Origin of the sequence: Halobellus ruber (assembly GCF_014212355.1) — an archaeon.
GTDB lineage: Archaea > Halobacteriota > Halobacteria > Halobacteriales > Haloferacaceae > Haloquadratum > Haloquadratum rubrum.
In genome coordinates, this window is sequence record NZ_JACKXD010000003.1 from 548,908 (window position 1) to 564,433 (window position 15,526).

A 15,526-nucleotide genomic window follows, 5' to 3' on the forward strand; every position below is an offset into this window, starting at 1 on the left:
GGGTGCCGAGCGCGTCGTTCACGGGAACGTAGGCGGTAGACGAGGTGGCTGTTATCGTTTCACGCGCAGGTGCGCGACGCTTATATCCTGTCGGACCGACGTGAACAGACGTGTTTGTCGGCCACGGGCTGTTGGTGTTCGCGCTCGCGGTGTTCGCCGCGGAGTGGCGGGGCTGGTCGTCCCGGCGCGCGTTGACACTCGGCGTCGCGGCGGGGACGTTCGCGACCCTGCCCGACGTCGACGTGCTCTACGCCGTGATCGCGATCGACGGCGGCCGGGTCCTCGGCGGCGGCGTCACGGCGGAGGTGTTCTGGAGCGCCGCGAACTCGGTCCACCGGTCGATGACCCACTCGCTGATCGTCGCGGCGGTCGCCGGCCCCGCGCTCGGCGCCTGGAGCAGCCGGGGGAGCCGGACGTGCCACGGCCTCGCACTCGTGGGACTAGTCGGGCTCGTCGCGGTCGCGGTCGTCGTGAGCGGGACCCTCGGCGGGATCGTGATGGGCGCGTTCGTCGTGGTCGGTCTCGCGACGGCGACCGCGTGTCGCCGGTGGACCGACCTCCCGCCGAGGCTCGTCGGCATAGCCGCCACCGCCGGGCTGGCATCGCACCCGTGGGGCGACCTCCTGACCGGCCAGCCCCCGCAGCTGTTCTACCCGTTCGACACCGGCGTGTTGAGTGCCCGCATCGCCCTCCACAGCGACCCGACGCTGCACCTGCTGGGGGCGTTCGCGGTCGAACTCGCGACCGTGTGGCTCGCGGCGATCGCGGTCATTCGGGTCACCGACCGGTCGTGGCGGACGTTTTACCGCCCCAGCGGCGGGCTGGGGGCGACGTACAGCCTCGCCGCCCTGGTGTTGCTCCCGCCGACGCTCGAGACGTCGTTTCACTTCGTGTTCTCGATCGTCGGGCTCGGGGTCGTCTGCGCCGGGCTGTCGTGGCACCGCTCCGAGCCGGCACCGTCGGCGGTGGCGGCCACTGACGGCGGCACCGAACGGTCGGGGTTCGACTTCGGCGCGGCCGGGCTGACCGGGATCACCGTCGCGCTGGTCGGCTACACGGTGATCTACCTCGTCGCGTAGGCCGGACGGGTCGCTCGCCGTGTAGCGTCCGAAAAATGTCCAGCGAGCGACGCCCGCCGTGCGTTCGTGTACCCCTACCCGAGACGCCCGTCGGGGTGTCGCCCGTAACCGTACCGGAACGTTTCACGAATCGGGTAAAAATCTTGTGTGTGGCGGTCCGCCCCGAGTAGGGTGAACCTACCGACGGAGTGCCGCGGCGGTACTCGGGCGGCTATTCGCGCCGGACCGTGGCCGGCGCCGGTTACGCTCAGCGCTCACTGCGCCCGCCCGAACCGGACGTCGACTCCCGAGCGACCGACGCCAGGTGGTCGGCCACGCGGGCCCGAACCCGCGCCTCCCGCCGCCGCTCGCCGAACACCGCCGCCACCGACGCCGACGCCTCGGGGTCCCGCTCGAACGTCAGCCCCGGATACGAAACGCCGGTCAACAGAAGCGGCTCGGGGGCGGCCGTCGGAACCCCCTCCGGGCCGTCGAGGGGGTCGGCGCCGAGCAGTCGACGCACCCATTCGAGGGGGCGGCTCCCGGCGCCGACGCCCCTGACGACCGAGGCGATCCGGCGGACCAGATGCCGGGGGAACCCGTCGGCCGCGGCGCGGATCCGCAGGAAATCGCCGTCGCGGTCGACGTCGACCGAGAGGTCCCGAACCGTCCCCGCGGTGTCGGTCGTGAGGTTGTGGAAGTCGTGTTCGCCCCGCAAGGCCGCGGCGGCAGCGCGGGCACGGTCGTCGTCGAGGGCTGGCCCATAGAGGTGGTAGACGTACGTCCGGCGGGTCGCGTCGTGAGTCGCGTGGAAGCCCTCAGGCGCCGGCGCCGACGCCCACGCCCGGACGTCGGCCGGGAGTTCGCCGTTCAGCGCCCGCGGGGTACACCACTCGGGGCACTCGATCGCGACGGTCTGGGCCGTCGCCGACACGCCGGCGTCGGTGCGGCCGGCCGCGGCGTACCCCTCGGGGCGGTCCTGCGCCGACCGGTCGAACACCCCCAGCCGATCGAGCGCGTCGAACAGCGCGTCCTCGACGGTCGGGACCGTGGGCTGGCGCTGAAAGCCGTGGAACGGCCGGCCGTCGTAGGCGAGCCGGAAGGCGCGCAGGCGGTTCTCCCGGCTACTCATCGGCCGAGTCGACGCTGTCGGGCTCCCGGTAGTCCAGTTCCTCGCCGGGGAGCACGAGCACCGGGACCGGCGAGAGCCTGAGCACGCGGTCGGTCGTGCTCCCGAGGAGCGCGCGTGCGAGCCCCCGTCGACCCCGACTCCCGAGCACGACCAGATCCGCGTCGACGGCGTCGATCCGGTCGAGGATTGCCTGATACGGCGTCCCACGGAGGACGGGGGTTTCGACGGCGACGTCCGCCTCCCGGGCGCGGTCGGCGACCGTCTCGACGTGGCGTTCGGCCTCTGTCTCGTAGCCGTCGAGTAGGGCCTCGCTCGAGTTCGGCCGCCGAGAGGGTGCCGACGTCGACGACGGAGATGACCGAGAGCGTGGCGCCGGCGTCCCGCGCGAGTTCGACGGCGTGGTCGGCGGCCGCGTCGCTCGGTGCGCTCCCGTCGACGGGGACGAGGGTGGTCTCGTACATACCCGTCCATACGCGAGCCACGGCAAAACGTCGTCGTGCGCAGGAGCCACGGCTACGGCGGGGCGGGCCTCACTCGAAGTCCGCAAACGTCGGCGATCGGGCGTCGCCCGGGAACGACTCGGCCGGGACGGTGGTCTGGTCGCCGGAGGCCATATCCTTCACCGTCACCTCGCCGTTTTCGAGGTCGCGCTCGCCGACGATCACGACCGTCTCGGCGTTGACCCCGTCGGCGTAGTTCATCTGCGCGCCGAAGCTCCGGTCGGAGACGTCGACCTCGACGACGTTGCCGCCCCCCCGGAGGTCGCGGGCGATCCGGGCGGCCACGTCGCGGGTGTCGCCGACGGTCAGCACGTAGTAGTCGGTCGCAAGCGACTCCTCGGGCCAGACGCCGGCGCGCTGACAGAGGAGCGACAGCGGCGCCAATCCGGGGGCGACGCCGACCGCAGGGGTGGGCTGGCCGCCGAAGCTCTCGATGAGGTCGTCGTACCGGCCGCCGCCGAACACGGATCGCGAAACCTCGCCGGTGGAGTCGAAACACTCGAAGACGACGCCGGTGTAGTAATCGAGTCCACGGGCGGTCGAAAGCGACACCTCGCAGAACTCGCCGGCGCCGAAGTCCGCGGCCGCGTCGAGGACGTTCCGGAGGTTTCCGACCGCCGCCTCGACCTCGCTGCCGCCGAACTCGGCGATCTCGTCGAGGTCGGCGGCCGTCACCAGGTCGTCGAACGACTCCGCCTGGTCGTAGGAGAGCCCGGCGTCCGAGAGCAGCCCCAGGTACTCGCCGCGGTCGACCTTCTCGCGTTTGTCGACCGCGCGGATGGCGTCGCGTTCGTCGACGTCGGCGTCGAACGCCCGGAACAACTCCCCGAGGATGTCGCGGTGGGAGACCCGGAACTCGAAGTCGTCGTCGGTGAGCCCCAGGTCGGTCAAGGCGTCGGCGGCGAACGCCAGGATCTCCGCGTCGGCCTCGGGCGCCGCGGACCCGAAGATGTCGACGTTGGTCTGGTAGAACTCGCGGAACCGACCCTGCTGGACCTGCTCGTACCGCCAAAAGGGGCGGGTTGAAACCCACTTGATCGGCTTCGAGAGCGCCTGCTGTTTTGCGACCACCATCCGGGCGACCGTGGGCGTCAGCTCCGGCGTCAGCGACACCTCGCGGCCGCCCTGGTCCTCGAAGGCGTAGAGCTCCTCGACGATCCCTTCACCGCTTTTGTCGACGTACATCTCCGTCCGCTCCAAGGCGGGGGTGTCGATCTCGCGGAAGCCGTAGCGGGCGGCGGCGTCCTCCAGGGTGTCGATGACCGCTCGGCGGGCGGCCATCTCCTCGGGGTAGAAGTCGCGAAACCCCTTGAGTCGGTCGTACATACCGCCCGGTTCGGCGGTGTCGCGCTTGAAACTGTTGAAGCGGGGGCGCGCGACTGCCACAATCGCTCGCTCACCGCTCGATCGGATACAGCCGCGTCCAAAACCGGCCGGCGATGTAAAGCCCGCCGCGGACGACCGTCGCGTCGAGGACCCGCCGGAGGTTGCCGTCCCACCCGCAGCCGTCGGTGTGTTCGGTCTCGACCAGCCGATCCCGAGCCGTCCGCTCGCCGTCGACGATCCGGTGGCGGTGGCCGGTCCGGTCGATCGCGAACACGGTCTCCCCGGCGACCGCGACGCCGTCGACCGGGACCTCGGCGTCGTAGGTCCACCGCGGCGCGCCGGTCTCGGCGTCGATCCCGCCGTCGATGTCGGTCGCAAGCGCGGCAACGCGGCCCTCGGCGCCGCCGACGTAGAGGGTGTCGCCGCTGTGGGCGAGGCTGGTCGCGTCGCGGACCGGGTTTCGCGTCCGGCGGATCGTCGCGTCGGGAACGTCGACGAACGCGACGGTCCCGTCGTCGGCGACGACCGCGAGGACGCCGTCGGCGACAATCGAGACCGGTTGGGTGACGCGGTCCGGAAGCGAAACCCCCCACAGCGACTCCCCAGTCGCGGGGTCGAGCCCGTGGAGGACGCCCTGGCGTGCGGCGGCGACGACGACGCCCGAGGCGAGCGCCGGGCCGGTCCACACCTGCCCCGAAACCGGGGTCGCCCACACCTCCGAGCCGTCGTTGCGGTCCAAAGCGACCACGCGGTGGGCGAACTCGTCGGGATCCGTGGGGTCGGCGTTCGGATCCGTCGAGTGGGAGACGCCGACGAGGACCCGGTCGCCGGTCACCAGGGGCTGTCCCCACGCGCCGCCGCCGTGTTCCTCCCGACCGCCGGGGTCGTAGATCCACCGCCGCTCGCCCGTGTCGGCGTCGAGCGCGCGGACCGTGTCGCGGCCGGTGCCGACGTAGACGGTGTCGTCGACACGGACGGGGACGCCGAACCCCCCGCCCTCCGCGACGACCGCCCACTGGACCTGTGCGCTGAACGGTTCGACCGCGGCGAGCCGGTGGTCGGTGCTGCTGCCGGTGACGCCGTACCCCTCCGGAAGCAGGAGGTCGTTCCCGCTCCGGACCGTGGGGCCGAGCCGTCGCCGGCCGACGTACGTCCACTGCGGTTCGACGAACGGCCGACACCGGGTGCGCTCGGCGAGGGCCCACCCGCCGGCGCCGACCGCGCCGGCCGTACCGACCGCTGCGAGGAGGCGTCTGCGGGACCAATCGAGCACGTGAGAGGTGAGGGCACCGATCGACTAAGCTTCTGTGACGCCCAGCGGGGACCTTCACGCCGCGATCAGCCCGACGCCGACCACCGCCAGCCCCGCGGCCGCAAGCCGGATCCCGAACGCCTCCTCGCGGAGAACGATCCCGCCGAGCACGACCGCGACCACCGCCTGCGTGTTGATGATCGGCGACGCGATCGACGCCGGAACCACGGAGAACGCAAGCGACGTCGCGTGCTCCGCGACCGCGACCAGCCCCCCCGCGAGGACGAACCGCGGGGCGGCCTCCCGGAGCGACACCCACTCCCTGATCGCGAGCGGGAACACGACGGCGAGCACCCCGCCGAGCAAAAGCGGCACCCACGCCGTCAGCGGGATCCCGTACTCCTGGAGCACCAGCCGCTTGCCGACGTCGCCGAGCGCGAAACACGCCGCGCTCGCCAGCGCGAGTTGCGCTGCGCGGGCGGTTGCGGCCTTCCGGAGCGGGTCGAGCAGCGGTCCGGTCCGGTAGTTCGCGACGTACACCGCGAGGGTCGCCACCACGACGCCGGCGACTTCCAGCGGCGTCAGTCGCTGGTGGAGCACCAGCACCTCGATCGGGAGCACGAACGCGGGGATGATCTTGCTGATCGGCGCGACGTAGGAGACCGCGCCCAGATCGAGCGCACGGAGAAAGAGGAGAAACGCGGCCGCGGTGGCGACGATCGTGCCGGCCGTGACCGCTGCCTCGACGGCACCGATCGCCGCCGGCGCCGGGAGCCGACTGAACCCCCCGCGGGTCGCGGTGATCGGGAGGTACCACGCGATCGCCGCGGCGTTGATGCCGACGGTCAAGACGGTCCCGGGATACGCCGCAAAGTACCGCTTGAGCGCGAAGATGTAGCCGCCCCAGAGGACCGCCGCCACGACGGCGTACCCGACGCCAGGTCCCGGAGGGAACACGGTCGCGAGTGGACGGCGACAGCCAAAACCCGTTCGGTTCCGGCGGGGGAAAGCCGGCTACTCGGCGTCGCGCATCCCGCGGACGTACGACTGTTCGTGATCCGGAAACACCGAGTCGACCGCGTCGGTGCCGTGCTCGGCCGCGAGCAACGCCCGGAGTTCGGTCTCGTAGTCGCCTTTCGGGACCTCCGCGGAGGGGCCGGTCTCGACCCGGAGGGTCTCGTCGGCCAGCCGGTCGACGGCGTGGCGGCCCAGCCCCGCCAGCGGCGAGAGGTAGTCGATCCCGTGTCTGTCTTCGAGGCTTTGAGCCTGCGCCCGGGAGACGGTCGGCACCCGGTCGTCGCGGCGGGTCCCGTCGGCGACGGCGTCGACGTCGAGGTCGGCCGCACGCTCCAGGGCGTGTTCGTGGACGTGCTGGATCCCGTTACGCGGGTAACCGTCCTCGAGCATCAGGTCGGCGGCGGCCTCGGCGACCGAGCGGTCCAGGTCGACGGGCTCGAAGGCGTACCCCAGCCGGTCGGCGGCGGCCTCGGCGCGGGTCCAGTCGTCGGTGATGCCGAACCGGCCGGTCACCAGCCGGACGTCGTAGAAGGAATCCAGGAACAGGGCGGCGAGCGTGGAGTCCTTCCCGCCGCTGTAAAGGAGCGCGAGGTCCACCGCTACCGGCGCCGGATGTCGAAGCTCTTCGATTCGGGTTGGAGTTCCCGCAGCAGGTCCTGCATCTGTTCGTCGTCGATGCGATCCTGGATTCGACCGCTCTGTGCGAGGGCGGTCAGCTGTTTCTTCACCGACTCCGCGAACTCGGGTTTCGACATCTCGATGGCGTTCAGCCGCTGTCGGGCGTCGTCGGTAAGGTACTGTTTCAGCATCGCCTCCTGTTTGGCCTCGGCCTGTTCGCGGGCCGCCTCCTGCTGGGCCTGGGCGTCGGCGCCGCCTCCCTGACCTTCGGCCTGCTCTCGGAGCTGCTGTTTCTTCTGTTCTCGGAGTTCCTCGAGTCGGTCGTCGTCGGGAGTTCCACTCATCAGTTTCGAATTTCGGCGGAGCAGTAAAAACCGTTACGTCGGCGCGGTCGGCGAGCCGGACTGTGGGGTGGGCTGCGCCGACAACCGCAAGCGGCTGCCGACTACGCGTAGCGTTCGAGTTCCGGCCGGTCGAGTTCGTCGAGGACGTCGTTGGCGGCGTTGTCCAGGAAGCTTCGGCCCTCGGGCGTGATGCGGCGACCCTGGCCCTTCGCGGTCTGGACGAGCCCTTCCTCCTCGAGCTGCTGGAGCGCGGTGCGGATGATCTTCTTGCTCCCGGTGGCGGAGCTGTTGCCGGCGACGCGGTACCGGTTGGAGCCGCGCTTGCGCCCGCCGTACTCGGTCGCGAGGCGGTCGACGCCGATCGGCCCCTTCTTAGCCACCTTCCGGAGGAGCGACGCCGAGCGCACGTACCAGAAGTCGTCCTGTTCGGGGGGGAGTTCGCGGCTGTGGCCGGTCTTGGCGAACTCGATCCACTCCGGCTGCTCGATGCGATCCGTAAGGCGGTCGGCGACGTCCTCGATGAGGGCGTCGGCCGGAACGTCGTAGACGCTTACCATATCCTTCAGTTCCCGACGGCGTCGTTTAAAGCCATCGTATCGGGGCTACGGCGCGTGAGACGGTCGTTCGTACCGTCGGTAGATGCTGCTCGACCGACGGTCGTTGTCACTCCGGATCGGCACGGAGTCCCGGGCCGACGCCGATCCACGCCACCGCCACCCCGCCGACGAGGACGGGGATCCAGTAGACCGCACCCCGGAAGATCACGACGGCCGCGACGGCGGCGGCTTCGGTCACCTGCGGCAGCGGCGCCGCCAGGAGCAACAGCACGAGAACGGTCTCGATCCCGCCCGCGCCGCCGGGCAACGGCGTGACCCCCGCGATCGCGCCGATGGGGACGACCACGAGCACGACCGACAGCGGCACGCTCACGCCGATGGCCTCGAACGCCGCCCGGAGCGCGACCGTCTGTGCGAGCCACCCGGCGGTGGAGGCCGCCAGCGCGACCGCCAGCCGCCGCGGGCTGTCGGCGACCCGCTCGATCGCCCGGAAGAAGCCGTCGATGCGCTCCTCGATCCCCTCGGGCGTCGGGACGGGAACCCGCGGGAGCCGCCGGGCGAGCGCGCGGATGATCGGCGTGAGCCCGTCGACGAGCCGGGCTTCGAGCCGGTAGCGACGCCGCCAGCCGAGGTAAACCAGGCCGGGAACCAGGATCGCGAGGGCGACCACCCCGCCGACAGCGGCGAGCAGGTTCCGGTTGGCGCCCAGCGCGACCTCGGTGGCGAAGTAGCCCGCGCCCAGGAGCGCGATCGTGATCGAGGGCACGAAGTTCAGCGTGTCCACGCTCGCGATCGCGGCGAGCCCCCGCTCGTACTCGGCGTCCGTGACCCGGGAGATCAGGAAGGCCGTGATCGGCTCGCCGCCGGCCTGGCCGAACGGCGTGACGTTGTTCGCGAACGTCGCCCCGGAGAACATCAGAAAGGAGGAGGGCAACGTGCGTTCGACGCCGAGCACGCCGAGGACGGTGTACAGCGAGACCGACCACGCCAGGAGCCACGCCACCGTGGCGCCGATGACGAACGCCAAATCGCTCGTGTCCGCCGCCCGGAGCGTCGCGACGAGTTCGTCGACCCCGGCGAACGTGAACAGGACGGCGAACACCACGGCGGCCGCGGCGAAACCCACGACCGTGGCACGGAGGTTCGCCCTGACCATACCGGCCGGTCGACCGTTCCGTCTATCAACCCATCGAAACCGGTCGTGGGGTGGACTTTTGTCCGCCCGCGCCGGACGCCACGTATGGACGAACGCTCGGCGCTCCGGCGGCTCGCCGCCTCGCTCCCGGCCGCCGGCGACGACGCCGCCGTGGTCGATGGCCTGGTGGTGACCACCGATATGCTCCACGAGACGACCGACTTTCCGTCGGGGACGACCCGGTACACCGCGGGGTGGCGATCGGTCGGGGCGTCCCTCTCCGATGTGGCGGCGATGGGCGCCGACGCGACCGCGGCGCTGGCTGCGTACGCGTCGCCGACGCTTGAGGCGGCGGAACTCGACGCGTTCGTGGAGGGAGCGGTCGATGTCTGCGAGGCAGTCGGCGCGGAGTACGTCGGCGGCGACCTCGACACCGCCGCGGAGTTCACCGCGGCGACGACGGCGGTGGGCGGGACCGACAGTCCGGTGTGGCGGCGCGGCGCGTCGCCCGGCGAGGTGGTCTGTGTGACCGGCGCGCTCGGGCGGACGGCGGCGGGGCTCCGCGCGTTCGAGGCCGGCGACGTCGACCGCGGCAACGAGCTGTTTCGATTCCGGCCCCGGATCGACGCCGGACGGGCGCTCGCTCCGTTCGCGACCGCGATGATGGACTCCTCGGACGGGCTCGCCCGGTCGCTCCACCAACTCGCCGAGGCGTCGGACGTCGGCTTCGACGTCGATCGGACGGCGGTCCCGGTCCACGACGCCGCCGACGACTACACTACGGACGCCGCCGACCGGTGGCAACTGGCCGCGACCGTCGGCGAGGACTTCGAGCTCGTGTGTACGCTTCCCCCGTCGGCCGTCGGCGGGGCTCGGGGTGCGCTCGCAGTCGATCTCCACGTGATCGGCGAGGTGACCGACGGCGGGGTCACGGCGGACGGCGAGCCGCTCGCCGACGAGGGCTACACCCACGAGTGACCGGGACCGGGCGTCGCGGAGCCTCAGATCGTGGTCACTTCCACCGGCACGATCATAAAGCAGAGAACGCCGAGCGCGAAGGTGAGGATCCCGACGGCGATCCGCGGGGCGTCGAGCGGCGAGTCGTCGATCGGGTTCGCGGGGCCTTTGAACGCGATGAACGCCGACAGCAGCCCCCAGAAGCCCCAGAGTCCGACCGACTCGTTGAGCCCATAGCCCAGCCCGTAGTGGAGGTACGCCGCGATCCCGAAGAGGCCGGCGGGCACGAGCGCCGCGACCCGTTCCTGGGACTCGCCGAGCATCGCCCGCAGGATGTGACCGCCGTCGAGTTGGCCCACCGGGAGCAGGTTCAGGACGGTGAAGAACATCCCGACCCACCCGCCGATGATGACGGGGTTGACCGCAACCGCGGGGTCGGCGTACTCGGTCGGTTCGCCGAGAAGCGTCGCGATGATGTCCAGAAGCGGCGGGTTGTTGAACACCAGCGCCCGCCCGGTCCCTTCGAGCGCCCACGGCGGGACTTCGACCGGGGGCAGCGACAGCCCGATCGCGGTGACGACGATCGTCGCCGCCAGCCCCGCGAGCGGCCCCGCAACGCCGATGTCGAACAGGGTCTTCCGGTCGGGCATCTGGCCGCGCATCCGGATGATCGCCCCGAGCGTTCCGAACGGGAAGACGAACGGGATCACGTAGGGTAACGAGACGTCGACGCCGTGGTACCGCCCCAGGGCGTAGTGGCCGAGTTCGTGAGTCGCGAGCACGCCCAGTATGGCGGCGGTGAACGGCCACGCCCGAAGGAGGACGAGCGGGTTCGCGCGGATGTCCGACAGCGGGATGTAGTACCACGTGAGCGCGCCGACGAGCAGCGTCGAGACCACAGTCGCGAGGAGCAGGCCGATGTTCGTCCAGGGGATCCCGTCGATCCCGTCCGTGACGGGGCGGGCGACCACCACGTCGGACCGGCCGGTGCCGCCGGTCGACACCTGCACCTCGTAGCCGGCCTCGCGGAACGGGGTCCACACCTCCTGTACCAGCATCTGTTCGGGGACGAGCGACTCGCCGTAGAACAACACCCGATCGCCGTCGCGGCGCGTCTCACGGAGGTGAAAGACGGAGCGAAGGGCGTCGACCGGCGGCTCGGACGCCGAGTCGGACGGTTCCATCGGAACGCTGTACGTGGTTCAGGCGGATAAATTCCGCGACGGGGACGCGCCGGGGGACAGCGGCGCGCAGGGCGGGGCGACGAGCAGTTACGCGTTCTGGGCGGCTTCGATCCGCCAGGTGGTCGCGCTCGTGTACGACCACTTCTCGACGGTCAGCTCCGAGGCGGAGTCCCGGAGCTTCACCATCAGTGCGCCGATCTCCTTGGGCGAGAGCCCGACTTCGTCCGCGATGAACTTGGATTTGAAGTACATCTCCCCGTCCTGGGCCTTCTCGAGGAGGTAGGACTTCAGACGGTCCTCTTTACACGGCTCGTCACTCGCGGATTCGACGGAGGGTTTCGTAGTTGCGCTCATCGTTGTCGCCTCGATTCCGGCTTGTTGCCGGTAGAGTATATAAACGGAGGAACGTTGGGCGTAATTCGCAACGATTTAGCCGTAAACCGTTCCCTTCTGGACCATTTACTCATCGTTCAGAGGCCCGAAAACCGTTTATAGCCAGCTCTGAAATTTTATTTCGTGACTGATTGAAGGAATTGTTTTCGGCGCGAACAGCTCGGGTCGACCGCAGAAACGACCGACTCGGGGGAAAAACGGCGATCGAATCCGGGGCGCGCGGCGGCAGCGCGGCTCCGAGGCGCGGTCAGCGCGGGACTACTGTCGGTCGTGGACCCAGAAGTCCTCCTCGACTGTAGTCTCGCGTTTGAAGATCGGTACCTCGTCTTTGAGCCGGTCGATGCCGTCCGAGACCGTCTCGAACGCCTCCTCGCGGTGGCCCGCGAGGACGACCACGAAGACGATGTCCTCACCCGCTTCGAGGGTGCCGGTCCGGTGGAACATCACCACCTCCTCGACGCCCGCCCGCTCCATCAGCTCGGATTCGAGGCTCCGCAGGCGGTCCTCGGCGACGCCCTCGTACTTCTCGAAGGTCAGGCGGAGCGTCCGCGGGTCCTCCTCGCCGTCCTTCGCCCGCACCCGACCCGTGAACGTCGCGATGGCACCGGCGCGGTGGGCGCGGGGCGACGCCTTCACCTGCTCGACGAGGGTTTCCAGCGTGACGTACGGCTCGGCGTCGGCAACCGCATCGAGGACGGCATCGGTCTCGACCTCGGGTTCGGAATCGGCCGAGAGCGCGATCCGCTCGGGGTCGGCGTCGCCGAGGGCGACCGTGGGGACGTCAGCCCCGGGGAACCCCACCAGCAGCGCGTGGTCGTACGTCGCTGCCAGGTCGTCGAGGACGTCGTCCAGCCCCCGGTCGGCGCCGGCGGCGCTCCACGCGCCGTCGTCGCCGAGGCGGTAGGCGGCCGCGACCCCCTCCGGCGGGCCGCCGTCCTGCGACCCGTCGGATCGGTCCACGACCGCGACGCGCCCGTCGAGGTGGGGGGCGACGCGGTCACACAGCGTTCGCGCGCCGGGGCCGGCGATACCGAGTACCTGCATACCCGCCAATCGGGGCACCGATCGGCTTTACACTGTCGGACGCCCCGACGGCGGGCAAGGGCAGCGGGTCGCGTCGTATCGCGGGCTCGTCACCGGCGCCAGGCGGCCGGGGTTGACAACCCTTAAGCCCGGTTCGGGGTTATCACGGGGCAATGAGAGTCGTCGTCTGTATCGGCGGGAGCGTGCTCGCGCCGGACTTAGACCCGCGCCGCGTCGAGGCACACGGCGAAGTCATCGAGGGGCTGGCGGCCGAGGGGTGTTCGGTCGCCGCCGTCGTCGGCGGGGGCGGGGTCGCCAGGGACTACATCGGCACCGCCCGCGAACTCGGGGCGAACGAGGTCCAGCTCGACCGGATCGGCATCGACGTGACCCGGATCAACGCCCGGCTGCTCATCGCCGCCCTCGGCGCCGACGCGGACCCGAAAGTGGCGCAGGACTACGAGGACGCCGGCGACGCGCTCCGCCGGGGCGACGTCTCGGTGATGGGCGGCGTGATGCCCGGCCAGACCACCGACGCGGTGGCGGCGGCGCTCGCGGAGTACGTCGGCGCCGACCTGCTCGTCTACGCCACGAGCGTCGACGGCGTGTACAGCGCCGACCCCGACGCCGACGCCGACGCCGAAAAGTACGGTCGGCTGACCCCCGCGGAACTCGTAGACGTGATCGCGCCGATGAGCCGCGGGGCTGGCGCCTCCGCGCCCGTCGACCTGCTCGCGGCGAAGCTCATCGAGCGCTCGGGGATGCGGACCATCGTCCTCGACGGCACCGATCCCGATCGAATCGGCACGGCGGTCCGGCGCGGCGACCACGGCGGGACCGACGTGGTCCCCGCTGGCGACGACGGCGAACCAACCTACTGGGCGGAGGGGTGACGGATGGGCAACGGTGACCGACCTGCGGACGAGCCCGACGACGGAGCGGACGCGGAGTCCCGACACGACTTCTGGGCGGAGGCCGTGGCCGACGGGATCGAGGCCCGTGACCCCGACGAGCCGATCGTGATCAAAGGCGGGGTCTCCCCCTCCGGGGTCGCCCACCTGGGGAACTTCAACGAGATTATGCGCGGCTACTTCGTGGCGGCGGTCCTCCGGGACCGCGGCTTCGAGGTGCGGCAGGTGTTCACCAGCGACGACCGCGACCCCCTCCGGAAGCTCCCGCGGAAACTGGCGGATCCCGACGGCAACATCGTCGGTCTCGGCGACGTCGACGCCGGCGCCCTCGGCCGGAACCTCGGGAAACCCTACACCGACATTCCGGACCCGTTCGGCGAATCCGAGTCGTACGCCGCCCACTTCGCGTCGCTCCTGGAAGCGGACGCCGAGCGGCTCGGGGTGCCCGTCGAGATGGTCTCAAACACGGAGCTATACCGGGACGGTACCTTCGAGCCGGTCGTCGAGCACGTGCTCGAACGCGTCGACGACGCCCGGGAGGTGCTCGGGACGTACCAGTCGAAAGTCGACGACGAGTACGTCCCGTTCAACCCGATCTGTGCGAACTGCGGGACGGTCACCGAGACCGTCACGGACATCGACCTCGACGCCGGCACCGTCGACTACGTCTGCACCGATATGACCGCCGGCGGCGACACCATCGAGGGCTGCGGTTTCGAGGGCACCGCCACGTTCCGGGAAGGGAAGCTGCCGTGGCGCTTCGAGTGGCCCGCCCAGTGGCAGGTGCTCGGCGTCGACTTCGAGCCGTTCGGGAAGGACCACGCCGAGGGGTCGTGGCCCTCCGGACAGGAGATCGCCCGCGAGGTGCTGGGGATCGACCCGCCGGTCCCGATGACCTACGAGTGGTTCACGCTGAACGGCGAGGCGCTGTCGTCGTCGGCGGGCAACGTGGTCACCGTCCCGGAGATCCTGGAACTCCTGGAACCCGACGTGCTCCGGTACTTCTTCGCCTTGGACCCCCGGAGGGCCCGCGATCTGGACCTCTCGCGGCTGGATCAACTGGTCGACGACTTCGACCGCTTCGAGCGGGCGTACTTCGGCGACGTCGACGACGAGGCGATCACGGCGTTCGCCGAGCGTGCGTACCCCTACGTCGTGAGCGAGGTCCGCGAGGAGCGGATCCGGCTACCCTACACCTTCGCCGCCGTGCTGGGGATGACCGACGACCGCGACCTCCGGCTGGAGATGGCGCGAAACGAGGGGTACGTCGACGACGACGCCCCCGAGTGGGCGATCGAGGGGGCGCTCGAACGGGTCGACCGCGCACGTGCCTGGGCCGAGCGGATGGACAACGCGTACAACTACCGGATCCAGGAGACGCTCCCCGAGGTCGAGTTCGACGGCGACGTCGCGGCCGCGCTCGAGGACCTCGCGGAGTTCGTCGCGGCGGGCCACGACGGCGAGGCGATCCAAGGCGAGATGTACGAGACCGCCCGCCGCCACGGGGTCGAGGTCTCCGAGTTCTTCGAGGCTGGCTACCTGCTCTTCTTCGATCAGCCGCAGGGGCCGCGGCTGGGGGAGTTCCTCGGCGAACTCGATTCCGAGTTCGTGGTCCGGCGGCTCCGACGGATGGGATAGCCCCGCCGATCACTCCGCCTCCCCGTCCGGGCCGTCGACGACGAGCACCGGCACGGTCTCCGCGCGGATGACCGCCTCGGTCACGCTCCCGAGCAGGACGGTCCTGAACCGCCGAGCCGCCCCGCGACCCCATAACCACGAGGTCGATGTCGTGGTCGTCGACGTACCCGAGGAGCTCCTCGTGTGGGACGCCCTCCCGGATTGCGGTGGTGACTGCTGGATCCGACCCCGCGCGGTGTTCGACCGTTTCAAGCGCCGCGTCGCCCTCGTCCCGGAAGGGTTGACGCACGGTCTCGGGGTCGACGATCGCGTTGTCGTACGCCGTTCGGGTCTCGATGACGTACACCGCGTGGAGGTCGGCGCCGGAGCGCCGAGCCAGGCCGACGCCGTGTGTCACCGCCCGGTCGGCGGTGAGGCTGCCGTCGGTCGCGACGAGGATCCGGTCGTACATACGTCACGCTACGGCGACCAGCATAACGGC

Annotated in this window: 15 protein-coding genes and 2 pseudogenes; 4 read left to right on the top strand and 13 right to left on the bottom strand. The window is 70.6% G+C overall.

The window, feature by feature from the left end:
- Positions 1-110 precede the first annotated feature (110 nt).
- The gene (locus tag H5V44_RS11160) at positions 111-1,079 is read left to right on the top strand and encodes a metal-dependent hydrolase (RefSeq protein ID WP_185193181.1); all 969 of its coding nucleotides are present in this window, start codon (positions 111-113) and stop codon (positions 1,077-1,079) included.
- A gap of 247 nt (positions 1,080-1,326) precedes the next feature.
- On the opposite strand, the gene truA is transcribed toward H5V44_RS11160, so the two are convergent.
- From truA to H5V44_RS11205, 9 genes and pseudogenes are all read right to left on the bottom strand, one after another.
- Positions 1,327-2,169, bottom strand: coding sequence for a tRNA pseudouridine(38-40) synthase TruA (gene truA / locus H5V44_RS11165; protein ID WP_185193277.1), 843 nt, complete (start codon positions 2,167-2,169; stop codon positions 1,327-1,329).
- A 13-nt stretch (positions 2,170-2,182) separates the two neighbouring features.
- Positions 2,183-2,651: pseudogene (locus H5V44_RS18175) on the bottom strand (universal stress protein).
- Between the two features lie 69 nt (positions 2,652-2,720).
- Positions 2,721-4,016 (bottom strand): histidine--tRNA ligase, encoded by a 1,296-nt coding sequence (gene hisS, locus H5V44_RS11175; RefSeq protein ID WP_185193182.1) that lies wholly within the window; start codon positions 4,014-4,016, stop codon positions 2,721-2,723.
- 70 nt (positions 4,017-4,086) lie between these two features.
- Positions 4,087-5,289 (bottom strand): outer membrane protein assembly factor BamB family protein, encoded by a 1,203-nt coding sequence (locus H5V44_RS11180; RefSeq protein WP_185193183.1) that lies wholly within the window; start codon positions 5,287-5,289, stop codon positions 4,087-4,089.
- Between the two features lie 54 nt (positions 5,290-5,343).
- Positions 5,344-6,225, bottom strand: a complete 882-nt coding sequence (locus tag H5V44_RS11185; RefSeq protein ID WP_185193184.1) for an EamA family transporter — start codon at positions 6,223-6,225, stop codon at positions 5,344-5,346.
- Positions 6,226-6,282: 57 nt separating this feature from the next.
- Positions 6,283-6,882 carry a DUF7411 family protein gene (locus tag H5V44_RS11190; RefSeq protein ID WP_185193185.1) on the bottom strand — a complete coding sequence of 200 codons (600 nt, stop codon included), beginning with the start codon at positions 6,880-6,882 and terminating at the stop codon, positions 6,283-6,285.
- Between the two features lie 2 nt (positions 6,883-6,884).
- On the bottom strand, positions 6,885-7,247 hold the full coding sequence (locus H5V44_RS11195) for a DNA-binding protein (RefSeq protein ID WP_185193186.1): 363 nt from the start codon (positions 7,245-7,247) through the stop codon (positions 6,885-6,887).
- A 101-nt stretch (positions 7,248-7,348) separates the two neighbouring features.
- The gene (locus H5V44_RS11200; protein ID WP_185193187.1) at positions 7,349-7,804 is read right to left on the bottom strand and encodes a 30S ribosomal protein S19e; all 456 of its coding nucleotides are present in this window, start codon (positions 7,802-7,804) and stop codon (positions 7,349-7,351) included.
- Between the two features lie 106 nt (positions 7,805-7,910).
- A complete protein-coding gene (locus H5V44_RS11205; RefSeq protein ID WP_185193188.1) occupies positions 7,911-8,960 on the bottom strand; it encodes a lysylphosphatidylglycerol synthase transmembrane domain-containing protein in 1,050 nt (349 codons plus the stop codon).
- Positions 8,961-9,044: 84 nt separating this feature from the next.
- On the opposite strand from H5V44_RS11205, the gene thiL reads away from it, so the two are divergent.
- Positions 9,045-9,917, top strand: a complete 873-nt coding sequence (gene thiL, locus H5V44_RS11210) for a thiamine-phosphate kinase (protein ID WP_185193189.1) — start codon at positions 9,045-9,047, stop codon at positions 9,915-9,917.
- A 23-nt stretch (positions 9,918-9,940) separates the two neighbouring features.
- Here thiL and H5V44_RS11215 read toward each other — a convergent pair whose 3' ends face one another.
- From H5V44_RS11215 to H5V44_RS11225, 3 genes are all read right to left on the bottom strand, one after another.
- Positions 9,941-11,080 carry a site-2 protease family protein gene (locus H5V44_RS11215; protein WP_185193190.1) on the bottom strand — a complete coding sequence of 380 codons (1,140 nt, stop codon included), beginning with the start codon at positions 11,078-11,080 and terminating at the stop codon, positions 9,941-9,943.
- 87 nt (positions 11,081-11,167) lie between these two features.
- Complete coding sequence (locus H5V44_RS11220; RefSeq protein WP_185193191.1) at positions 11,168-11,434, bottom strand: DUF7123 family protein; 267 nt, start codon at positions 11,432-11,434, stop codon at positions 11,168-11,170.
- A gap of 297 nt (positions 11,435-11,731) precedes the next feature.
- The gene (locus H5V44_RS11225; RefSeq protein ID WP_185193192.1) at positions 11,732-12,517 is read right to left on the bottom strand and encodes a molybdopterin synthase; all 786 of its coding nucleotides are present in this window, start codon (positions 12,515-12,517) and stop codon (positions 11,732-11,734) included.
- Between the two features lie 152 nt (positions 12,518-12,669).
- Here H5V44_RS11225 and pyrH point away from each other — a divergent pair, with 152 nt between their 5' ends.
- Together pyrH and lysS are read left to right on the top strand one after the other, a co-directional pair.
- Positions 12,670-13,389, top strand: coding sequence for a UMP kinase (gene pyrH / locus H5V44_RS11230; RefSeq protein WP_185193193.1), 720 nt, complete (start codon positions 12,670-12,672; stop codon positions 13,387-13,389).
- 3 nt (positions 13,390-13,392) lie between these two features.
- Positions 13,393-15,045: a lysine--tRNA ligase gene (gene lysS / locus H5V44_RS11235; RefSeq protein ID WP_185193194.1), complete on the top strand. Its 1,653-nt coding sequence runs from the start codon at positions 13,393-13,395 to the stop codon at positions 15,043-15,045.
- A 166-nt stretch (positions 15,046-15,211) separates the two neighbouring features.
- Here the strand turns inward: lysS and H5V44_RS18180 are convergent.
- Positions 15,212-15,496: pseudogene (locus tag H5V44_RS18180) on the bottom strand (universal stress protein); the annotation flags it as partial.
- Between the last annotated feature and the right edge of the window lie 30 nt (positions 15,497-15,526).